Consider the following 22870-nt stretch of genomic DNA (forward strand, 5'->3'; position numbering starts at 1 on the left):
TGAGCAATGCGTAGAGTGATGGAATAAACTAAGCCTATTAAAGGAATTGAACATGGAAAAAAGATGGTGGCATAACTCCGTTGTCTATCAGATTTACCCGCGCAGCTTCTGTGACTCCAACGGTGATGGAATTGGAGATCTAAACGGTATTCGTTCCAAACTAGACTATTTAACTGAACTCGGTGTGGATGTGATTTGGTTATCGCCTGTCTATCAATCTCCAATGGACGATAATGGTTATGATATTTCAGACTATCAAGCAATCGCACCCGAGTTCGGCACAATGGAAGATATGGATGCCTTACTAGCGGAAGCCAAAGAAAGGGGCATCAAAATCGTCATGGATTTGGTCGTCAATCATACCTCTGACGAGCACGAATGGTTTAAACGCGCTTGCGAGTCGAAAACCTCGCCTTATCGAGACTATTATGTTTGGCGAGATGCAAAGCCGGATGGCAGTGCACCGAGTGATATGGGCTCAATCTTTGGTGGGAGTGCTTGGGAGTGGCATGAGCCCACACAGCAGTATTACTTACATTTGTTTTCAAAAAAACAGCCGGATTTAAACTGGGAAAGCCCTAAAGTACATGATGAAGTTCATAAAATGATGAACTGGTGGATCGATAGGGGGATTGGTGGTTTCCGATTAGATGTCATTGATTTGATTGGTAAAGAAATTGATAACGGTATTACGGGTAATGGACCACGCCTACACCCTCTACTTAAGCAGATGAACAATGCCACATTTGGCGACAAAGATCTGCTAACAGTAGGAGAAACTTGGGACGCAACGCCTGAAATCGCCAAGCTTTACAGCGCGGAAGACCGCGAAGAGCTATCGATGGTGTTCCAGTTTGAACATATTACCTTGACCTGGACGAATGGTGACAAGTGGAAGCCTGCGCCGTTAGATCTAAAGGCATTCAAACAGGTTCTGACTAAGTGGCAATTGGAGCTTAAAGAGACCGGCTGGAATTCGCTGTTTTGGAATAATCATGATTTACCACGAGCGGTGTCTAAGTATGGAAACGACGGCCAGTATCGAGTGAAATCGGCCAAAATGTTAGCGACAGTATTACATTGTTTAAAAGGCACGCCTTACATCTATCAAGGCGAAGAGATTGGTATGACGAATGTGAAGTTCGACAATCTTGAGCAATATAAAGATATTGAAACGCTCAACTTTTACAAGGTAAGAACCGAAGCAGGTGTGAGTCATGAAGAGATGATGGCGGCGTTGGCTGAAAACAGTCGTGACAATGCTCGTACACCAATGCAATGGTCAAATGAAGCCAATGCAGGATTCTCTACTGCCGAACCTTGGATCGAGGTCAATCCGAACTACACAGCCGTGAATGCTAAGCTTGATAGAGCCTCGAACGAATCAATCTATGAGTATTACAAAGCACTTATTGGTCTTCGTCGTGAGTTTGAGGCGGTGATTTACGGCGACTTTATTCCTTTACTCGAAGAACATGACAAGGTATTCGCTTACCTACGTCAACATGGAGAACAAACCTTACTTGTGGTTGCAAACTTTAGTGATGAGAGTGTTGATGTCGATTTAGGCATTGAGGCTCCAGCTCAATGTACAGAGTTATTGTCAAATGCAAGGATTGATTTCTCAGATTTTAGTTGCCTTACTTTAAAATCTTATGATGCAGCAGTACTGCGTCTATAGAGCCGAGGTTTAAAATGGAACCAAAAAGGCGAGAACTCAAGTTCTCGCCTTTTTGGTTTTCAATTGGCTAACTCAGTTAGTACGGCTGATTATTCTCGCTGTCGCGCTCTCTATCCACGTCTAATTCGTAAGAGTATGGGTCATAGGCGCAATCGCCGATATCATTCCTAGGACACACATGTTCAGTGTTTCTCTCTAACATTGGGGTGTTACACATAGGGCAAGTACGATCCATTTTCTATCTCCTATATTCACCTGACGTGAGGTTGTGAAGCCTATACCGTTGCCCAAAAAAGACAAACGGCTTCCATTTTTACGTCGAGTGATTTGGAAAGATCTTTTCTCGACCTCTAATGATATAGACAGCTATCTAGATGAATTCAATGGCACTTTTATGAATGACCTGGAGAGTGTGATCCTGCGTTAACAATTACAAAAACGTACAGAGCTCTGTTACATAGATATTAGTTTGAATTTAAGAGGCTTTTTCCCAAATTGCGATGAAAAAGCCCGAATCAGTCGGAAATCGGTTGAAATATTTGCTAACAGTAATCTATTGGCAGAGCGGAGTTACTCATCTGGTTGATTGGTTTTGTCGTCCACGTAAGGCCAATAATGATGACCGACCCTGATAAGTATTGTCGCCGCTGCCAAAACAAACGCAGCAAGAGACAGCCAAACGATAGGGACAGCGTCCAACTCTTTCATTCCCAGCGTGATATAACGAGCGATAGCCATCATAGCGATGTAGATAGGGTAACGTACTGGGATTTTACCGTTCATCACAAACTGTTGGACCATCGCTAATACTTCCAAATAGATGAACATCAGCAGAATATCAGTCAGCAGAACGCGACGTTCGGTGAAGACGTGCATGAACTCTTCAATCATCGCAAACAGCGTAGCGAGCGTGATTGCAACCAACAAGACAGCTTCAAGAATATGGAAGACCTTTAAGAAAGGTTTACTGAATGATTTTGGTAAATGGGAAGGCATGAAATTTCTTCGATAATAACTGGTTAACCTCTACCTTAGCATAGATGCGGTAAACTCGCGTAGTTCTATAATCGGTAACAGTCAGATATAAAAGCGATTATGGTGCAACTTACTGAGTTGACGAGAACTTAAATATATTAGTGGGAAAGACAAGGCGATCAAAAAAGCCCGCTTTTTTACGACGGGCTTGACCTACGATCAAAACAGTTATAACTATCTTAAAATTTGCTTCTCTGCGGTTGTTAGCGCATCTTCAACCGTTTGGCGTCCGTTAAGTGCATTCTCAATAGCAGCACCTTCTGAAATCCAATACGTCATCATTTGTGGGATGGCTGGCATAATCTCACCGTTTTCGGCATTGAGCATTGTGGACTTAATGCGAGCATCGGATTCTAGAGAATTCTGGAATGTCTTAAGTGTCACAGCACCAAGAGGTTTGTCGTTGTTTATCGTTTTAAGAGCCTCGTCGGTAAACAGGTAATTTTCGATAAACTCAACCGCTAAATCCTCATTTGGACTAGCTGAGCTGATACCGGCACTCAAAATGCCAACAAATGGATTGGATTTATTACCATCTAGAGTAGGGAATGTCGCCACACCGTAATTTAAGCCTGCTTTATCTAAGTTGCCCCATGACCACGGTCCATTGATGGTCATTGCCACATCGCCTTTCGCGAATGCAGATTCGGCATTCGCATAGTCCATACCAGGGTCGACAATGCCTTTCTTTTTCATATCAAGCAGGAAGGCTAGGTTTTTGCGAGCTTGTTCGCTGTTAATACCAACGTCTGCTGCGTCGTGACCATTTTCAGTCTTCTTAAATGAGTAGCTTCCTGCAGAGACGATAGGCCAAGTGAAATACGCATTTTTTACATCCCACATGATGGTTTGTTTTCCTTGCGCCTTCATGTTCGCTTGGATAGCAGGGAGCTCTTCCCATGTTTTTGGCGGTTCTGGTAACAAGTCTTTGTTATAAATAAGAGATATCGCTTCGATGGCAAGAGGGTAGCCAATTAACTTACCGTTGTAATTAACGGCATCCCAACTGAAATCGACCAGTTTTTCTTGAAATTCTTTGCTTGGTTTTACTTCACGTAGCAAGCCTGCTTCCGCATAGCCGCCAAAGCGGTCGTGAGCCCAGAAAATAATGTCAGGACCATCGCCAGTTGCCGCAACTTGTTGAAAGCGAGACTCTAAAGACTCTGGAAATTGAACGCTAACTTTAACACCAGTGTCTTCTTCGAACTGACGACCAACTTCTGCTAAGCCTTCATAGCCTTTGTCACTGTTGATCCAAATTAGTAATTCACCCTCAGTTACTGCGAATGCTGGTGCTGCCATTAACGTCGCTAGTGCGATAGCGGACAAGGATGTTTTTAGATTTTTCATTGTTACGATCCTGACTATTTGTAATGGCATTAGAATAAACCTAATTTCGTTAGCACAAAAATAGGCTTTTTAATGTATGGTATAGTTTTTATCTATTTCATGGCGGTTAAATGTGATTTGAGTGGTTGCCAATAAAAAAGCTCCAACGCGAAGGTTGGAGCTTATACACTTTTGTGTTTGGGGCTCAAAATTACCTAATGTCTGCGAGCTGCAAAATATGTGATGTGAGTGGTTTTAATGGTTGTGAGATATGTCCTTCACCATTTTTAATTTCAACCTCAAACTGAACATTGGAGTTTAATAAATCCTGATAGACATAATGTCCATCAGCCAGCGTCAATGTAGTAACGACCTCAGTAGGTAGCGTGATTGGCTGTATAGTGCTGTGCGTTGAATCGAAGTTTAATAGGATAAGAGCATGTTCTTTTTGAGTGTATCGAGCATAACCGTAAAGTTTGCTAGCTAAACTGCCGTGCGTTTTATCCTCATCTATTTTTAATGGTTGCATGGCCCCCGTTAAGGCTGGGCAGGTCAGCGCAATGTTCATTAGTTTTTGATAAAACTGACGCAACGCCAATTCATCCGAAGATGATTGCCCTCCATCAAATTCGCCGCCATTCATCCAACGCTGATGGGTTGGAACACCGATATAGTCGAAGATAGAGGTTCGAGTTGGTTGTCCAAAACCGGCATACTCTGCACCAGCTTCTCCAACTTCTTGACCAAAATAGATCATTGTTGGAGCATTGCTAATCGTCGCGGAGAGCACCATGGCAGGCAGAGCAGCCTGGGCATTGGAAGCAAACTCGCTGCAAGGTATACGCTGCTCGTCGTGATTGTCTAAGAAGTGAAGCATGTGGGGTTCTATATCGTTCAGTTCTTCTTGAATTCGAGTGATATTTTGAGTATTGCCACGCCCCTGAATGATATCTTTCAAAGCGTCGTAAAGGTCCACTTTGTCATAGAGGGCATCCATCTTGCCCAGCTGAATATAATCTCGATATAAATGCGGTTGATACACTTCTGCAACTAAAAAAGCATCTGGATTGACCTTTTTGATTGATGAATTCATATAGCTCCAGAATTCTACGGGCACCATTTCGGCCATATCATATCTAAATCCATCGATACCCTGTGATAGCCAGTAAAGTGCGATGTCACGGAACTTTATCCATGAGTTTGGTACGCGCTTATCTTGCCAAAACTCAAAATGTGCTTGACATGACTTGTGGCGATAAGTTTGTGGTAGTTCCGGAAAGTCTTTGCTGCCATCAGGACGAACACCATAGTTTACTTTTATGGTTTCGTACCAATCGTCTGCATTTGGTTTGGCGAGTCGAGAGCCATTTCCGGTCCACTTAGCAGGAAGCTCTTGATATGGCTCTCTTAGCAAACGATGCTCTTCACCACCAAGTGGTTGAAGGTGCTGTGGAATATCGGGAAGTTGGAAGGCTTTACCTGGAATATAGTAGAAGTTGTTATCTACCGCGTATTCTACGCTCACGTCATCATCAGCACCAAAATCACGGATTCCAACTGGGTTATTTAAACCTTGGTAGTGTCTCGCCACGTGATTGGGCACAATATCGATAATAACCTTCAAGCCTGCCTCATGTGTCCTTTGGATCAAAGACTGAAACTCTTGATTACGTTTGCTAGGGTCATCGGCTAGATCAGGATTAACCGAGTAATAGTCCTTTACTGCGTAGGGAGAGCCAGCTCTACCTTTTACAACAGAAGGGTGATCGTTTGAGATGCCAAACTCAGTGTAGTCTGCGACCAATGCATGATGCGGTATGCCGGTATACCAAACATGGGTCATGCCGAGATCTCGAATTGAGTTTAGCGCGGTTGGGGTGATATCGCTGAATTTACCCACGCCGTTTTCTTCGATAGTACCCCATGGTTTGTTATTTGAGTTTTTATTGCCATAGAGTCTTGTGAAAATTTGATAAAGATGGATTTTAGTTTTGTGGTTCATACTCATCTCACAGTCAAAGTAGAGGTCTGGATATAGAAAAAATCTATTATATGATGAGAGTGTAGAGTAAGGCTGAGACAAAAAACTCATCCTTTTAGGTTTAAAATAGGGGCGTAGATGTGAGTTGTGTGACAAAAGCAGATAATGGTTAACACATTATCTGCATCCGTTGGGGCGATGTGTTGGGCTGTCGGCTTTTATAAACGCTATTTAAGGTACTTAACGTGCGCTTCCATCTCCTCGCCAATCTCTTTGCGCATATTCATCAGTCTGATTGCTGACTCACGTAGTTTGATGTCTTCGTCGGTTTCAGGAATCCATTCAGGAACTGAAGTTGGTTTTCCATCTTCATCGACGGCGACCATGATGACGATGCAGTGTGTGGTGAGACGATTTTTAAGTTCTTTGGGATCGCTTGCTTGCACATCAATGGCGATGTGCATTGAAGAGCGTCCTGTGTAAATGACTTTAGCGCTGACTTCCACAAGGTTACCGACGTGAATCGGTTGAACAAATCGAATTCCGCCAGCATAAGCGGTAATACAGTATTTACCACTCCAAGCTGCCGAACAGGCATAAGCGGCCAAGTCGATCCATTTCATTACCGCACCACCGTGCACTTTCCCGCCAAAGTTTACATCACCAGGTTCAGCAAGAAAACGAAGGGTGATATCTCTTTTGCCACGACTCATTTGAACATGTCCTTATTGTTATTTGGGCTTCGCTGAGTATGACAAAATTGTTAACAGTAGGCTACAGAGATTGTGCACCCGCTAGAGTTTATTGTTTATCTATGGTCAGGTTTTGCTCCACGGTATCAGTTGCCGATTTACGACGTCTCACTTTCACTTGAGATAGAATTACCCCAGATATCACCATTAACCCACCAATGACGTGGAATTGAGTGATAGTTTCGCCCAATAGTGCTGCAGCAAGTGCAACCGCAATGACAGGTAGCAAGTTCATAAACATTGCGCTGTTGTCTGCTCCAATTAAGTCAATCGCTTTAACCCAGCATAGTGGTGCAATCAGCGAGGCCAATAAACCTGCGTAGGCGATTAGTGGCAGAGATGCTGACGTTGGCATAATTGTCTCGCTAGTAAGCAAGAGAGGAAATAGCATTATGACGGCAAACACGCCTTGTGTATAAATTAACATCCAGCTAGACAACTGCATTTTCCATCGTTTCAACAATACGCAGTATGTAGCGTAAACAAAAGCGGCGAGAACCATCAACAAGTCGCCCTGAGCTACGGTTTGATGCATGAAGAAAGCGACGTCGCCTTGACCTAGCATGAAGGCAAGTCCTGCTAAAGAAATCACGCCGCCAGCAATACTGAGCATGGAGATTTTTTTACCAAGTAAAGGGACAGACATGAACACACTGATAAGCGGTACTAAAGAGGTGATAAGCGCCATGTTGGAAGCAGAGGTTGTCAACGCTGCGTAGTAGCCTAACGATTGGTTAAGCACCATTCCAAGTAGCGCAAGAAAAGCAAGCTTGCCACTGCTGCGACGAATTTCAGGCCAATAGCGTTTTAACTTTGGTAAGCAAAACGGTGTCATGACTAACATAGCGAGAGCCCAGCGATAAAAACTCATTGCGCTTGGTTCGATAGTCGATGCGGCGATCTTATTAACAATGGCATTCCCACCCCAGATGAGTACGGTTAGGAAAGGTAGTAAGTAAACCATTGTGAGCCTCGTCGCGTTTTGTGAATTGATGTATAGTGTGACAGGTCGTTATAATTATAAATATCTCCATTCAGACATTAGGCGCGATAGGAAGACAAGTTGAAAAAAAAGTCACGTAACCTCCATCCCTCTCTTTCTATTGATAAAATGCCGTCGGACGTTTTCATGAACTTCGACGCGTTTCTTTCCAATACTGAGACGAGAGTACATTGCCACCCTTGGGGGCAGATTCAGTTGATTAGTGGTGGCATATTGGAAATGGAAGCGCAAGATACGCGCTTTCTCGCGCCGCCCCATCTTGCCATTTGGGTACCAGCGGGAGTGATGCATTGCAGTTACAACCGCAAACCATTGGAGTACTGCTCTCTCAATATTGCTCATGAGCTGACGTCGACCTTCCCGGAAAAGACCAGCCTAATTAAAGTGACGCCGATTGTTTCGTCGATTATTGAGGATTTTCGCCATCGAAGTATAAATGTGGCCGAGTCCGAAAAAGACAAACGATTAGTACAGGTGCTTTTAGATCAGCTAAGTGACCAACAAGAACAACATCACTTTTTGCCCTCTAGTAATAACAAATATTTAGCACCGATATTGGCGGCGATTGAGGAAGAGCCTACTAACGATATTAGCTTGAATGAATGGGCGAGTAGGGTACATACAACTGAGAGAACTCTCGCTCGTTATTGTCAAAGCGAACTCGGAATGAGTTTTACAGAATGGCGTTTGCGAGTTCGTTATTTGTATTCAATGGATTTACTACGAGGAGGGCACTCTGTTAAGGAAGTGGCTTTCACACTCGGTTACAACCAAGCAAGCCCTTTTATTGCGATGTTCAAGAAATACTCAGGTCAAACACCAGAACAATACAAAAACAAGTTATTGCAAAGTTGATTGAAGATTGTGGTGAAGTAGAACTAAAAAAGGAGTATGTAACACACTCCTTTTTCTAAATTACTTGTACTAGCTGCGATTAGTGACGGAATCTCGCGTGACAAGGCGACCAGTGATAAGCGGTTTTGGAGTCATTGGTTTATCATCTAAAATGGCGTCCAATTGCTCCATGGCAAAATCAACGATTTGCTGTGATGGGTAGCTAATGCAGGTCAGAGGCGGATTTAGTTGACTCGCCAGTTGAGAGTCTTCTAACGAGACGATGGATACCTCTTGTGGCGTTGCCAAGTTAAAATCTCTAAATAGGTTCATTGCTACTGCAGCTTGGCTATCGCGCATTACAACCAATGCAGTAAATGGATGATAGCTATTAAGTAATGACATGATAGCTTGCTCGCTGTTGCCATTAGCGGTCACAATCAGTTGACGATTAACTGGCATTGCAGAGTTTTGCAATGACGTCTTATAACCCTCTATGACCTGATTTGAGGCGTAACTTTCATCGTCTACGACAATGGCGATGCTTGAATGGCCTTTACTAGATAGGAAACGACAAGCGCTTTCTGAAGCAAATTTATAATCATAGCCAATAGAGTGAGACGGATCAGCCAAACTGTCTATGGCAATAATGTTGTCGTTCTTTAACTCTTCGACCGTTCCCCCCAGAGAGATAATTGCATCACAATGCCTTTGGTTTAGATCTTCGACGATACGCACTTGTTCAGCAGGCGTTTCGGCAAACTGTACAAGCATGTGTTTACCTTTGGCTTTCAGCGATTTCGCCAATAACGGGAGGTAGGTAGACACTTGGCCAGCATCCGTTGAAGAAAGAATAACACCGATGTAATCAGAGCGCTGATTGGCCAGTGTTTGCGCTGCAGCATTTGGGCGGTAGTTCAGCTCTTCTGCGGCACGCAGAACGGCTTCACGACTCTCGGGCTTAACACCGCGACTACCACTCATCACGCGCGAAACCGTGGCTTTCGACACGTTTGCTAGCAAAGATACGTCTGTGATAGTAGCCATGAAAACAACCTTATTTCATTTGCAGGGTTTCTGAAGTTGGGAAACCGTTTCCCAAAATTTCCAATATTGTACTCTTTTACTGGTACGTAGCTCAAGCTTGATGAAGGTAGAAGTGTATTATAAAACCGAGGAAAACAAGTAAAAGCAGTAAGTTGTTGAAAAAAGCAGCTCCCAAAAGGGTAGGAGCACATGAGAGCTGCTTCGACCAATTTTAAAAGATGCTCCTATACAACACCTTCCCTCTGACTCGTTCCCTGCATGGTCGACAACTATGAAAAAAGTAAAATGAGTTTACTTGCTTATTTCGCGGTGCGCTTGTGTAGTTCGATCATTTCAGCGACGAGTTCTTTTGCTAGCATAGATGTCATTAAGTGGTCTTGTGCATGAACCATCACCAAAGTCATCTTCATTTTTCCCGTACCTTCATCCGCTTCGATAAGCTGTGTTTGAACAAGGTGTGCTTGGTTTGCAAATTCTTGTGCTTCTTTCATCAGGCCTTCTGCTTCTTCAAACTCGCCGTTTTTAGCATGACGAAGTGCTTCGTAACATAGGCTGCGCGATTGACCAGCGTTGATGATGATGCCCATTACTTGTTCTTCTAAATCCATTGGTTCCATTTTGTACCTCTTAATTCTTAATGGTTCTATCTCAAAGATAGGTGTCGCCCCATGCTTATCCCCAACTAAGACTGAGGGGCGACATTTAATTTATGTAATTTGGGGTTTAAGCCGTTACAGGTTGACCTGCAGCTTCTTGTTGTTTCTTCTCTTCCGCAGCTTCTTGCTCAAGAAGTTGCTTTTCGTATGCTTTCAGGAATGGCAGGTACATCATTGCTGACATAGCCATACAGATGAAGCACATGATGACAGGACTGAATGCCCAGTTAGCTGCCCATGAAGCACCGATAGGACCTGGAGTTGTCCAAGGTGTTAGAGAAACAACGCGCTCAACTAATCCCCAATCAAGAGCGAACCAACCTAATGTTGCGTTAACCATAGGAACCAAAATGAATGGTAGGAAGAACACTGGATTCATGATGATCGGTGCACCGAATAGGATAGGTTCGTTAATGTTGAACATACCTGGAACTGCACCCATTTTACCGATAGTACGAAGGTGAACGGCTTTACTACGTAGTAGTAGGAAAGCAAGTGGAAGGGTAGAGCCTACACCGCCAATTAGTAGGTAGTGATCCCAGAAACCTTGAACAAAGATATGTGGGATAGCTTCACCAGCTGCCATTGCTGCTTGGTTTACTGAAAGGTTAGCCATCCAGAATGGGTTCATAATACCAGTAACGATTAGCGCGCCGTGGATGCCTGCAAACCAAAGGATTTGACACACTAGTACTGCAAGAAGTACGGCTGGTAGCGTATCTGAAGCTGATACTAGAGGCTGTACTAATGCCATGATTGCTTCAGGAATGATCATGCCGGTTTGTGCTTCAATGAAAAGATTCAATGGGTGCAGGGTCATGATGATGGCTAACACTGGGATTAGGATTTCGAATGAACGAGCAACACCTGTAGGTACTTCTGGTGGAAGTTTAATAGTGATGTTGTTGCGTTTTAGGTAAGCATATACTTCCGTTGAGTACAGTGCTGTGATAATCGCGGTAAAGATACCTTGGCCTGAGAAGTACTGCATAGAAAGCATGCCGTCTTGCACTGGCGCAGCCACTAAAAGGAAGCTCATCAATGAAAGTAGGCCCGTTGTAACAGGATCTAGATCGTGATGACGTGCCAAGCTTGATGCGATGCCCACAGATATGAATATCGTCATGATGCCCATACTTAGGTTGAATGGCAGCATGAGTTGTTCACGGTAAGTATCAGAAAAATCTAGCCATGCTCGTGCGAATCCCCAAGTTGTTTCCGCTGAAAACGGAGGGAATATAAACACCAACATGAATGAACCAACAATCATAAAAGGTAGTGCCGCGATAAAACCGTCGCGGATAGAAGTGATGTATTTTTGTTGGCCAATTTTACCAGCAATAGGAGTCACCTTTTGCTCGATAACGTTGACCATTTTGTCGTACATAGCGCCCATGTCGTAGATCTCGTTTGGATATTAAAGAATAAGAAAGCTCGGTGTCGAAATGTGACTACAGGGGGGACACCGAGCCAGAAAACTAGCCGATTAGTTCTAGAGCAAAATCAAGAACTTTGTCGCCCTTCTGCATGCCGTAATCCATCATGTTGATTGGCTCAACTTTGATGCCGTGCGCATCCGCTTTCTTTTGGAAATCTGCTTGCATGTATTTAACTTGAGGGCCAAGTAGAACTACTTCGTAGTTGCCAACTTGCACATCAAATTCGCTTGCGCCGAACGCCTTAATTTCAGCAGCGATACCACGTTCTTGAGCTGAGGCTTCCATCTTTTTAACTAGAAGAGAAGTAGACATACCGGCAGAGCAGCAAAGCATAATTTTTTTCATTTTTCGTTCTCCAGAATCTTGAATTCCTTTTTACTATGCCGTTCTGGAAATCATTTGGAAACCGGTTTCCAAATGATTTCCAGTTAAGTGTGAAAACGATCACTAGAAAATCTCTGTAAGGTGGATTTTTCGTGACTCAGTTAACGAACTGTCGGTGGTCTGGAAACAACATGTGAAACAAAACTATGCTGACCTTAAAACGTTATGAACATCTGAAGTAGTGGGGAGGGTTAGAGCTGGTTTTCAATGTATTTACGGCGACCACGAGTCGAAAAGTGTGCTGAAGTCATCAGATTTGGATGCGAAGTTTCCGCACTATTGAGTATTAGGTTATTCTTGCCCGGATCTCGACACTTGGTAACTAAGATGAACCACTCTGTAATGAGACTGTTTGCCAATCAGGTAGAGCAGTTCATGAACCCCATTGCTAAATTGCTTATGCGTAGTCAGCATTTGATGGCAATGCGTGATGGTTTCCAGTTGGCGATGCCGTTTATTTTTGTCGGATGCATGTTTGTCCCAATTATTTTCCCTCCGTTTGCCAACCCAGAGTCATGGATGTCAGTCGCTTGGCTGAACATGTCTTACACCTTAAGACCTATTCTATTGCCTACCTATCAATTAACTCTTGGAGTTGTAGGGCTCATTGTGTCGTTTGGTGTCTCAGCAAGTTTGGCAAAAAGTTATCAACTACCTGAACGACTCTCGGGATTGACGGGTTGTATGGCCTTTCTGATGTTGGCTGGTTTCTATCTGAATGGACAGGAGGACGTCAGATATCTCGGCGGGTCTGGATTATTTACTGCGCTAATCGCGAGTATTTACTCTATTGAAGTGGTTAGGTTGTTTATTCGAAAAGGGTGGTATATCAAGATGCCTGAAGATGTGCCCATCCTTACGATTCAAAGCTTCAAACTGATGATCCCAATATTCGTGGTGCTCAGTACCATTTCAACCTTTAACGTTGCGTTGGAAGCTCAGTTTGGTGTGCATTTTCCTCAGTTGATTGAAGAGCTTTTTAGGCCCTTAGTGCTTGCGTCAGACAGTTTAGTGGCTGTACTGGTATCAATTTTAATTTGTCAGTTGCTGTGGTTTATGGGTATCCATGGAGCATTAATCATAACCGGGATTATGAATCCATTTTGGATGTCGAACCTCCTCGAAAACCAAACGGCATTAGAAGCTGGTGAGGCGGTGCTACCGCATATCTATCTGCCTGCTTTTTGGGACTTTTTTTTGTTAGTGGGCGGCGTTGGTTCAACCTTGCCATTGGTTTATTTGGCGATTAAGAGTCGGTCAAATCAATTGAAGTCGGTTGGTAAAGTGGGCGCAATTCCAGCGATATTTAATATCAACGAACCGATTCTTTTTGGCTTCCCAATCATTATGAATCCTCTGTTCTTGGTGCCGTTTGTAATGGTGCCTATGATCAATGCCACCTTGGCGTGGTTTCTCACCTCAGCAGAGATATTGGACCGAGTGGTATTGATGATTCCTTGGTCAGTACCGGCGCCAATAGGAGCAGCGTGGGCAGCCAATGGTAGCGTGGTGAATGCTCTTATGGTCGGCTTCGCTATGCTTAACTCGTATTTTATCTATCTACCATTTTTCAAGGCACATGAAAAAATCTTGGTAGAGCAAGAAGCGGAGCGCGCTGAAAGAATGCAGCGCCGAAGAGAAGTACAATAGTTCTAATGTTAAGTTCTTTCAGCGACTAGATTGACCCGTCTACTGGTATAGGGTTTAGGCTTCGTGCTCTTATTAGTAAGAGGGCGCTCATGTCTATAAATTTTCCCACACAATCATTCTGGTACAAGGTCACAACTCAATGGTCTCCGACGACGAAAGGAATCGCATTGGCGTTAGTGTCTACAGCACTTTTTACTGTTGTTGGCGCTATCGTTCGCCTACTCAGTGACTCGATAGGCGTGTTTCAAATTTTACTGTTTCGCCAGTTAGTGTTTTTGACATTGCTTATGCCAGCTATTGTTATTAACTTTGCCAGTTTAAGGCAACCAACCCATTTGAAACTGCATACTTTTCGAATTCTAGGAGCGTTTGCAGCTCTCTCTATTGGCTTTGTCGTGGTGAGCACAATCCCGCTAGCGAATGCGACTGCACTTGGTTTCACACAAGTATTGTTTGTTGCCTTACTAGCGAGGCTATTTCTACGTGAATCGCTTTCTATGAGCCGCATATTGACGCTGATATTAGGATTTTCCGGAGTCATGTTGATCGTACAACCTAGTTTTGATGATACGTCGCTGGGTTATATAGTTTTAGGTTTAGTGGCGTCGATGGGAGCGGCGATTGCGGCGATATGTGTTCGACGGATTGCGCAACTTGAATCTAAACTTGCTCTTTTGGCATACCAAGCGTTATTCGTAGGTATTTTGGCGTTGGTTCCATCCACTTTCGATTGGGTATGGCCAAGTTGGAATGAGTTACTGCTTTTGGTTAGTGTCGGTGTTATTTCATCAATCGCTCAATGGTTTGGCGTGAGCGCTTATAAATATGGAGCAGCAAACGTGGTTTCCAATGTCGAATACGTGAAAATTATTTACGCTATGGGTATTGGTTATCTACTATTTTCAGAAACACCAAACCAACTAGCGATAATCGGTGTTGTTCTGCTCTTTCTGAGCGTATGTGTTCCAAAATTATTCACGAACAGGAATAAGTAAAAATGTTAACCGTTACTCAGCTAGCGCGAGAATGTAAGATATCGAGAACTACTATCCTCTACTACGAACGCGCAGGTCTTTTATTTCCTGCTCATCGTGCAGGCAATGGGTACCGCTGGTATGGAGAGAAACAGGTCTCAAGGCTTAAGAGTATCCTCGCATATCGCTCTTTCGGGCTACCAATTCAAGAAATAAGTTCTTTGCTCGATAGGCAAGGAGATCAAATACAAGAGCAGACCTTGAGAGACCAGTTCAATGCACTGGAAAGAGAAATAGAGGCATTGCGAAGCCAACAGAAAGCGATTCTCACTGCGCTAGAAGAGCCTAATTTGTTGGAGACCAATTCCATGAATAAAACACAGTGGGTTGAGATCATGAAACACTCCGGTTTTAACGAAGAAGATATGGCGAATTGGCATCGACAGTTTGAAAGAATGCAGCCAGATGCGCACCAAGAATTTCTCGAATCTTTGAATATTAGTTGTGATGAGATAGCAGAAATTCGCAAAAATTCTCGGTAGCTGAGAAACCTGAAGACACAATATTGAGTTGAGATAAAGAAACTTATATTTATCGAGTGTTATGATTTCTTGTCTTAATATACTTCCTGTTGATACATATGGTAACCAGACGGACTTGGCAGAACCTTTCTCTGATTTTTCTCTACACCTTGCTCATCGGTTGCGTCTATCAAATGATGACCTTTCGAGAGGAGTTGAGTTGTGATGCTGAACAAGTTGTTGGTCGAATCGACGACCATCTATCTAAGATAGAGTCTGAGTTACGTGCCATACCTATTGCTGAAACCTGCACCTCTGACGTTCAAACTGCGCTGGCTCACCACGTATTTAATAGCACTGGGATACGGGGAATTGTGATTGCCAACACAGTAAATGACGACCCCAATTATTGCAGTAATTTTGGTGCTCACGAACGGCTTATTGATGAAGCATTTTGGGACGCGAGACAAGAAGGGGACGTACTGTTTGCTCGTCTTCATGTAACAGAGTTTCGTCGTGACCTCTCGTTCGCTCTAGCGGTTTATCGTGGTGATCAAATTGTGATTGGTACTATTAACCCTAGGGTCATCCTAGGATGGTGGATTGAGCCTTACAATAATGATGCACGCATTACCATGTCTTTCCCAAAGTCATCCAATGTCTTGCTAGACCGAAATCAAAGTGCTTTTTCCGGAAAAGAGCTGTCTACCTCGCTAGCTTCTGAACGTTATCCGTTTGAGATCAAAGTGACTAAGACTATGGGATTGTTGACCAACAGAATTAAAACCTTCTTCATACGTTTATCAGTACTCGGGTTTATCGTCTTTGGTGCTGTTTTTGCCGTTGATATCTATTCAAGACTACGTAGCGACCAAGATGCCTATGAACACCTATAACTTCCCATGGGCAAAGACAGCTTACGTGTTGGTCCTTGCCTTACTTCTTAGTGGTGGTTTAGCTTATTTACATATCTCAAATGAGATAAAAACAAGCGCTCAGAGCTCGGTACTCAGTGTCGATAAACGCATCGATGAAGTTGTCTCGGTCATCAGACAAGTGCCCTACGATGAATCATGTCCAGACTCACTGATGCACGACTATGCCAACCTAGCTTACGAAAATGAACGAATTCGAGCAGTCGGATATATCCGTGAGTCTGATGATGGTGCTTTTGTATGCAGTATGTTTGGCAAGACTTCGTTGCATCAAAAGTATTGGCGTGGCGAATCAAATACCGATGTATTCATTGGTTGGTCGTTGTTAACCAGTTATTTTCCGGAAACATCGCTGGTTGTTGATATCGATGATGGTGATAAACGGTTCTTTGCTTACGTGAACCCACGACGCTTAGTAGGGTATTGGTTGGAGCCAACACTGCCTTACGCTAACTACGCCTTTAAGTTGAATGGCGACCTTAACTCCACTTACTCTAGGAACCCGGTTGAGCCTGATGTCAATGAGATGAAGTTTGAGGTTAGTTCTTCACGTTATTCATATTCAATAATCGTTTATTCGGCTTATCATACCTTGATAAAACGTATGTTGATCTATTGGTTACGTTCAATTATCGCAGTTGCCATTCTATGGTCTTCAGTTTGGTTGCTAAACCAGTCGTTTCGGGATAACCGAAGCCAAGCCTAGCAACCTTAATTCTAGCGAGAGCGTAAGAAAGGCAATCGCAGATTTTTCCCAAAGACATTGATTAGCGCACCTAAAACAATGAGTGCACCGCCTAAGTAAGTCCATATCGATGGCAGCTCGTTAAACAGAACAAGACCTAGCAATATCGAGAACACTATTTGAATGTAGGAATAAGCGGATGCTTTACCTGCTGCTTGTGTTTGCATTGCCTTAGTCAACCCAAGTTGTCCTATTTGGGTGAAGATCCCTACGAGTATGAGCATAACCGTAAGGTGCATATCGGGTATCACAAAGTTGTCACCGATCAGTAATAGCGATAAAGGGAGTGCAACGAGAGGGAAGTAGAAAATAATAACTGAACTATCTTCAGTTTGGCTTAGTTTTCTCACAATAACATAAGCGATAGAGCTCCCTAATGCGCCAAGTAAGGCCACACCAACACTGAATAAGGGTAAATGCTCGGTACTGTTAGCCCCCAATGTAGGACTGACCATGGTGTATAGACCTAACAAACTCAGCAAAATACATATAAAGGTCGAAAATTGCACACGCTCTTTCAAGAATAAGAAGGCAAGTAGCGCGGTAAAAACAGGGTGAATGTATTGTAATATTGTTGCTTCAGCTAATGGAAGGGTCGTCACGGCATAGTAGACACAAATTAAGGCAAGCGACCCCATGGCACCACGAGCAAACAACAGCTTTTTATTGTTCCCCCAGATCGAGATACCTTTCCTTTTGACATCAACATAGCTGAGTATCAATGAGACAAGGGCACGAGCTGCCACAATCTCAAAGACAGGTATTCCATAAGTACTGACGTATTTTACTGACGCCGACATCAAGGCGAAGCCAAGTGCGGAGAGCACCATATAACGAACACCAACGGGTACTAATTGGTCAAAACTTGAATTCATTTGAGACTCTGGCTAAGAAAAATGACACTAACGTTATACATAACATAGTGAGGAGCATTTCACACTACGATTTGATTTTTATATAGAAAATGACCTATGTCTAAACAATTACACAGCTTGTTTTGTTAAGAACTGAGCTATCGATGCTTTCGGTTGTTTGGACAGTCTTTGCATTAAAGCAAAACTAGGATCATTGATCTTGAACCTCTCAGTCAATGAATCAACGAGGAGCAACCATAGTGATGCTGTCACTTCTGCATCGGCTAAAGCACGGTGAAAGACGCCATCATTAGCAATATTATGATAAGCCACTAAGTCGCCGAGTTTGTGGGAGTGAGCTTCCTGATTTAAACGTCTTGAGACTAGAAGAGAACAGGCAAATTCCCCCGTGTAACTTTCGTTGATGAGCTCTAGCTCTGCATCCAGAAATCGCTTATCGAACGAAGCATTGTGAGCAACGAGATTACTGTTTTTTATGAAAGTTGAAAACTCACCCATCACGTCTTTACAGCTTGGCGCGTTAGCCAGCATGGCATTACTGATGCCAGTGTAATTTTCGATAAACCCACTGACACGAAATCCCGGATTCATGAGGGATTGAAACCTATCGATTACGGTGCCGTTTTCTAGCTTAACTGCACCAATTTCAATAGCTCTGTCGCCTTGATTTGGTGAAAGACCAGTGGTCTCAAAGTCGAGTACTACGACAGATTTGGCAGATGAAAGCATCATTATAATCTCGTTATTTGGGTAGGGCGCAAAGTCTAACGTGAAGTGGCAGGAAGGGGAACATTAAACAAGGAGAGTTAAACAAAAAAAGAGGAATCCTAGGATTCCTCTTTTTCAATAAGGTTTAAGTCTTACAGTTTCTTCGAAAGAATACCTGTTAGAGCAATGATACCGATACCCATCAACATGATTGGACCTTTACCACTGTCGAAGCCGCTTGAGATTCCCGCAAACGCAACGATTGCTACTGCTACAGGAATTACGAACTTAACTAGGTTGTACCAAAGACCGAATAGTGGGAATTTCACTTCACCGTCGTTAGTGATTTCTTTCTCAAGTTCTTCGCGGCTTAGTCTCCAACCTGCGAAGATACACACCAACATACCGCCAACAGCTAGGAAGATCTTATCTGTCATTAGGTCGAAGATGTCGAATGCACCAGTGTCAAACAATGTTGGACCAACGCCACCTAGAGATAGAGAAGCAAAGATACATAGTACCGCCATTACTGCAGCTGCAGAGAGTACTGCTGTAGTACGCTTGAAGCCTTTCTCATCGATTAGGTAAGACACAACTACTTCTAGTAGAGATACCGAAGACGTTAGTGCTGCAACAGTTAGACCTACGAAGAATAGTAGTGCGAAGATTAGACCAACACCGCCCATTTCTGCGAATAGCTGAGGTACAACAACGAAGACTAGACCAGGACCAGCTGCTGGCTCCATACCTAGAGCAAACATTGCAGGGAACATTGCGATACCCGCTAGGATTGCAACACCAGTGTCCATTGCCGTAACCATACCTGTAGTTTGAACAAGGTTCTCTTTCTTCTTCAGGTAGCTACCGTATGTAATCATACAGCCCATACCTAAACTTAGAGAGAAGAATGCTTGGCCAAGTGCTGCAAGTACAACACCACTGTCTACTTTAGAGAAGTCAGGGCTAAACAGGAACTCAATACCCGCCATTGCACCTGGTAGAGACAAACCTTTCACTGAAACAATGATGAGAATCAGGAATAGGATTGGCATTAGGATCTTACCTGCTTTTTCGATACCGCCAGAAATACCGCGGCTAACGATGATTACGTTCATTAGCAAGTAGATACCCATCCACATCAATGGTTGAATTGGGTTAGTGATGAAACCACCGAAACTATCGCCGATAGCTTCAGGGTTACTTAGAAGACCAGTAGATACTTTTTGAACGTACGCTAGAGCCCAACCACCTACAACAGGGTAGAAACCCATAATAAGTAGACCACTTAGTACGCCGATGACACCTACGAAAGTCCAACGACCGTCTGTCGACTTAAACGCACCTACTGCACTACGACCAGTCTTACGACCAACCGCGAACTCAGTTAACATTACGCTAAAGCCAATGAAAATTACGAATGCAAGATAGATAACGATGAATGCACCACCGCCATTTTCACCTGCTGTGTAAGGGAATTTCCAAATATTACCAAGACCAACTGCAGAACCTGCAGCGGCCATTACGAAGCCTAGCTTCGAACCCCAATTGTCGCGGGGTGCTGTGTTTGTATTACTCGTTGCCACGATAACTCCGATAATCTGTTGTGTTTGTCCGTAACTTTGGCGCCGAAAAGTTTGTGTATTTATTTTTATACACTTTCTAAAATTTGTGGAGGCGCTTTATCAGTGACAAGTAAACCAGTTTATGATTGGAGTTGGAAGTCTAAAAAGTGTTTTTTTCTAACTTTTGTCATCAAATTGTTGTCAACTGCTGATTTTTTAAACGTTCGTCATTTTATTTTCTAAATTTTATTGACTCGATAGCGCTATTTATTGAATTAGAATAATCACTCCATTGCATAAAGTAGGGATTTGTTCTGACGCTAACCATATTTCTAGCACCACTTTAGGAGATCGTAGGATATTATATTGCAGAATTACCTATTAACAATTCGGCAAAAAATCAGGTTGTTTTGACTAAAAATGTAATACAAGTGGCTTACATAACGCATAATTAAGCAAAGTTTTTATGTGGAAATCGCCTTGTCAATAGCGGGGCTTTATAAAAGTTATTGTAGTTAATGTAAATTATGGTTTGCAGTTCATTTGTTGTTTGAACTGGCTAAGTGGAAATTTTATAGATAATTATGTTTAGTTTAGTTGAAAAAATAGGTTATTGCTTCGATTGATGTTGCTGGGCGGTAATATAACCAAGAACTCATTAGGGCGTTGTGGTTGTTGGTGAGCCAATTTTCATCAGGGATAAAAAAAGCTCCGCCAAATTGGCAGAGCTTGGTTGACGTCAAAAGACGTTATACTTTGAATCGATTGAGTATGTTCTCTTGTTGGTGAACATTACTAAACTGCTCGGTCATTGCTGTGTTCGCATTGTTAGCCGAATCGGAAACCTGTTCACTAAGATCTTTAATCTTGATGGTGTTGGCATTGATCTCCTCTGCAACTAAGCTTTGCTCTTCAGCAGCCGCAGCAATTTGCATATTCATGTCAGAAATCTGCGCTATAGATTGGCGGATACGCTCCAACGCATCATTTGCACTTTGTGCTCTTTCAACAGCAAGGCTGGCACTCTCTTTACTCTGAGTCATAGCGCTAGAAACAGAATGCGCTCCACTTTGTAGTTGCTCTATCATACTACGAATCTCTGTCGTTGATTCTTGAGTACGTTGTGCAAGCGTGCGAACTTCATCGGCGACAACAGCAAATCCACGACCAGATTCACCAGCACGAGCAGCTTCAATAGCCGCATTGAGTGCTAGTAGATTAGTCTGGTCGGCAATGTCGTTGATGACTTTAAGTATGGTTTCAATGTTATCTGTTGCCGTCTCAAGGCCTTGAACTTCAACTACTGCATCTTCAATACTGTGTGAAAGGTTGGTGATAGCTGATGTTGTGTCTAAAACAACAGCAGAGCCTTCCTGTGTTGCATTGTCTGCTGCTTGAGCGGCACTGGCTGCTCCTTGAGCATTGTTTGCAACTTCAGCGGAGGTACTTGCCATTTCATTCATCGCCGTAGCAAGTTGTTCCAATTCTTGCAACTGGGTATTCATTGCTATTGCCGAGTGCTTTGAGCCTTCAGTTGTTTGTTGAGTCAGGGTAAGAATCTTGGTGGAGATCTCTTTAGATTGAATGATCTGTTGCTGAAGATTTGCAGTAAAGGTGTTAAATCCTTCTGCTAGTTCGGCAAACTCCTCGTCGGTATCTGTATCCAAACGATGGGTCAAATCGCCGTCTCCATTCGCTACGTCTTGAATCGCTGTATTGAGGTCGTTCAATGGGCGCATAAGGAAACGAATGAGTAACGTTAGTGCAATGACACTAACAACTAGACCCGTCAAAATGAAGAAAATTGACTGATTTCGTAGTTCGCCAATTGCAGAGAAAGCGATGTCTTTATCGATAATCGCACCAACATACCAGTGCTCCTCCGGTACTTGAACCAGATTAACCTGATAGTCCTTACCATCAAGCTTTAATTCTTGAACACCCTCAGAGAGTGTAATACCTGGCAAGAACTTGCTGATTGGCTCTCCGTTTAAACTACTGTTTGGGTGCGCGATAGTCATGCCTTTATCTGTGACTACGAATAAATAGCCAGCGTTAAATAAATTGGTTTGGTTTACCAGATCTGCGAGTGTTGTTAGGGTTACATCGAATACTACGCTACCAATGAAACGCCCAGTTTCATCATTAAGTGGTGAACCCAGAGAAATAATGACGTTCTTTGTCGAGGAGTCTACGTAAGGATCGGTAATGATAGTGTTTCCCGACGACTTAGCTTCTTGATACCAAGGACGTGACCTTGAATCATAAGAGGCATCTGGCACCCATCCATCATTACTTAATAGGGAACCGTCGTTTTCGTATCCAACACCAACTGCTTGGAAACTGGATTTAAGTGTCGGTGTTGTTATGACGTTGTTGACATAGTCATTCTCAGTGGGCGCAATTTCTAGTGACTCAGTGACGGCACTCGCTAAATCGCGCTTGGAGTTTAGATCATAATTAATGGTGTTTTTAACACCGGTAATAAGCTCATGAATACTGCCGTCAATATGACTTTGCAACTCAGAGCGAACGGTAACAAGTTGGGTAATTCCGAGAGTGGAAACGGTCACGAGCAACAAGGCTGCTGAGGCCGAAACGATTTTGTGACTAAATTTCATACTACGTCCTAGATTGGCTTAAACCTATAGCCGATTGGCTAGCCAGTACTGATTTGATAATTATGATTATTTTTAGGGTTAATAAGAACAGTGTCTTGTATAACTTTAAATGTTATCGGTGGCAAGCAGCATTACTTT

The 22870-nt window shown here is 43.2% G+C and carries 21 protein-coding genes; 7 read left to right on the forward strand and 14 right to left on the reverse strand.

Annotation, left to right across the window (positions count from 1 at the left end; translation table 11 throughout):
• Window positions 1-52 precede the first annotated feature (52 nt).
• Window positions 53-1681 (forward strand): glycoside hydrolase family 13 protein, encoded by a 1629-nt coding sequence (locus HOP38_RS19550; RefSeq protein WP_198558750.1) that lies wholly within the window; start codon window positions 53-55, stop codon window positions 1679-1681.
• Window positions 1682-1757: 76 nt separating this feature from the next.
• On the opposite strand, the gene HOP38_RS19555 is transcribed toward HOP38_RS19550, so the two are convergent.
• The 6 genes from HOP38_RS19555 to HOP38_RS19580 all read right to left on the reverse strand — a co-directional run bounded on the left by HOP38_RS19555 (window position 1758) and on the right by HOP38_RS19580 (window position 7742).
• A complete protein-coding gene (locus HOP38_RS19555; RefSeq protein ID WP_198558751.1) occupies window positions 1758-1916 on the reverse strand; it encodes a hypothetical protein in 159 nt (52 codons plus the stop codon).
• Between the two features lie 335 nt (window positions 1917-2251).
• Window positions 2252-2677 (reverse strand): phosphate-starvation-inducible protein PsiE, encoded by a 426-nt coding sequence (locus HOP38_RS19560; RefSeq protein ID WP_006069026.1) that lies wholly within the window; start codon window positions 2675-2677, stop codon window positions 2252-2254.
• 213 nt (window positions 2678-2890) lie between these two features.
• Window positions 2891-4066 (reverse strand): maltose/maltodextrin ABC transporter substrate-binding protein MalE, encoded by a 1176-nt coding sequence (gene malE / locus HOP38_RS19565; RefSeq protein WP_006069025.1) that lies wholly within the window; start codon window positions 4064-4066, stop codon window positions 2891-2893.
• Window positions 4067-4256: 190 nt separating this feature from the next.
• Window positions 4257-6047, reverse strand: coding sequence for an alpha-amylase family protein (locus tag HOP38_RS19570; protein WP_198558752.1), 1791 nt, complete (start codon window positions 6045-6047; stop codon window positions 4257-4259).
• Window positions 6048-6253: 206 nt separating this feature from the next.
• A complete protein-coding gene (locus tag HOP38_RS19575) occupies window positions 6254-6739 on the reverse strand; it encodes an acyl-CoA thioesterase (RefSeq protein ID WP_006069023.1) in 486 nt (161 codons plus the stop codon).
• A gap of 88 nt (window positions 6740-6827) precedes the next feature.
• Window positions 6828-7742 carry a DMT family transporter gene (locus HOP38_RS19580; protein WP_198558753.1) on the reverse strand — a complete coding sequence of 305 codons (915 nt, stop codon included), beginning with the start codon at window positions 7740-7742 and terminating at the stop codon, window positions 6828-6830.
• Between the two features lie 99 nt (window positions 7743-7841).
• On the opposite strand from HOP38_RS19580, the gene HOP38_RS19585 reads away from it, so the two are divergent.
• Window positions 7842-8636, forward strand: a complete 795-nt coding sequence (locus HOP38_RS19585; RefSeq protein WP_006069021.1) for an AraC family transcriptional regulator — start codon at window positions 7842-7844, stop codon at window positions 8634-8636.
• A 69-nt stretch (window positions 8637-8705) separates the two neighbouring features.
• On the opposite strand, the gene HOP38_RS19590 is transcribed toward HOP38_RS19585, so the two are convergent.
• The 4 genes from HOP38_RS19590 to HOP38_RS19605 form a co-directional block, all read right to left on the reverse strand.
• A complete protein-coding gene (locus tag HOP38_RS19590) occupies window positions 8706-9662 on the reverse strand; it encodes a LacI family DNA-binding transcriptional regulator (protein WP_006069020.1) in 957 nt (318 codons plus the stop codon).
• Between the two features lie 299 nt (window positions 9663-9961).
• The gene (gene chbA, locus HOP38_RS19595; protein WP_006069019.1) at window positions 9962-10279 is read right to left on the reverse strand and encodes a PTS N,N'-diacetylchitobiose transporter subunit IIA; all 318 of its coding nucleotides are present in this window, start codon (window positions 10277-10279) and stop codon (window positions 9962-9964) included.
• A gap of 106 nt (window positions 10280-10385) precedes the next feature.
• A complete protein-coding gene (locus HOP38_RS19600; protein ID WP_006069018.1) occupies window positions 10386-11714 on the reverse strand; it encodes a PTS sugar transporter subunit IIC in 1329 nt (442 codons plus the stop codon).
• Between the two features lie 82 nt (window positions 11715-11796).
• Window positions 11797-12102, reverse strand: coding sequence for a PTS sugar transporter subunit IIB (locus tag HOP38_RS19605; protein ID WP_006069017.1), 306 nt, complete (start codon window positions 12100-12102; stop codon window positions 11797-11799).
• Between the two features lie 366 nt (window positions 12103-12468).
• On the opposite strand from HOP38_RS19605, the gene HOP38_RS19610 reads away from it, so the two are divergent.
• The 5 genes from HOP38_RS19610 (at window position 12469) to HOP38_RS19630 (ending at window position 16927) form a co-directional block, all read left to right on the forward strand.
• Window positions 12469-13791 carry a PTS sugar transporter subunit IIC gene (locus HOP38_RS19610; RefSeq protein ID WP_038221529.1) on the forward strand — a complete coding sequence of 441 codons (1323 nt, stop codon included), beginning with the start codon at window positions 12469-12471 and terminating at the stop codon, window positions 13789-13791.
• Between the two features lie 89 nt (window positions 13792-13880).
• Window positions 13881-14786, forward strand: a complete 906-nt coding sequence (locus tag HOP38_RS19615; protein ID WP_242456561.1) for a DMT family transporter — start codon at window positions 13881-13883, stop codon at window positions 14784-14786.
• Window positions 14787-14788: 2 nt separating this feature from the next.
• On the forward strand, window positions 14789-15307 hold the full coding sequence (locus HOP38_RS19620; RefSeq protein WP_006069014.1) for a MerR family transcriptional regulator: 519 nt from the start codon (window positions 14789-14791) through the stop codon (window positions 15305-15307).
• A gap of 98 nt (window positions 15308-15405) precedes the next feature.
• Window positions 15406-16182: a CSS-motif domain-containing protein gene (locus HOP38_RS19625; RefSeq protein WP_006069013.1), complete on the forward strand. Its 777-nt coding sequence runs from the start codon at window positions 15406-15408 to the stop codon at window positions 16180-16182.
• The gene (locus HOP38_RS19630) at window positions 16124-16927 is read left to right on the forward strand and encodes a CSS-motif domain-containing protein (protein ID WP_198558754.1); all 804 of its coding nucleotides are present in this window, start codon (window positions 16124-16126) and stop codon (window positions 16925-16927) included. The genes HOP38_RS19625 and HOP38_RS19630 overlap by 59 nt, the downstream gene beginning before the upstream one ends.
• An 11-nt stretch (window positions 16928-16938) precedes the next feature.
• Here the strand turns inward: HOP38_RS19630 and HOP38_RS19635 are convergent, their stop codons facing one another.
• The 4 genes from HOP38_RS19635 to HOP38_RS19650 form a co-directional block, all read right to left on the reverse strand.
• Complete coding sequence (locus HOP38_RS19635; protein ID WP_198558755.1) at window positions 16939-17841, reverse strand: DMT family transporter; 903 nt, start codon at window positions 17839-17841, stop codon at window positions 16939-16941.
• Window positions 17842-17949: 108 nt separating this feature from the next.
• Window positions 17950-18573 carry a 3'-5' exonuclease gene (locus tag HOP38_RS19640; protein WP_198558756.1) on the reverse strand — a complete coding sequence of 208 codons (624 nt, stop codon included), beginning with the start codon at window positions 18571-18573 and terminating at the stop codon, window positions 17950-17952.
• Window positions 18574-18701: 128 nt separating this feature from the next.
• Entirely contained in the window at window positions 18702-20132 is a 1431-nt protein-coding gene (locus HOP38_RS19645) for a sodium-dependent transporter (protein ID WP_038222077.1), read from the reverse strand.
• Window positions 20133-20860: 728 nt separating this feature from the next.
• The gene (locus tag HOP38_RS19650) at window positions 20861-22732 is read right to left on the reverse strand and encodes a methyl-accepting chemotaxis protein (protein WP_198558757.1); all 1872 of its coding nucleotides are present in this window, start codon (window positions 22730-22732) and stop codon (window positions 20861-20863) included.
• Window positions 22733-22870 lie beyond the last annotated feature (138 nt).

Origin of the sequence: Vibrio mediterranei (assembly GCF_013364395.1) — a bacterium.
GTDB classification, from domain to species: Bacteria; Pseudomonadota; Gammaproteobacteria; order Enterobacterales; family Vibrionaceae; genus Vibrio; species Vibrio mediterranei.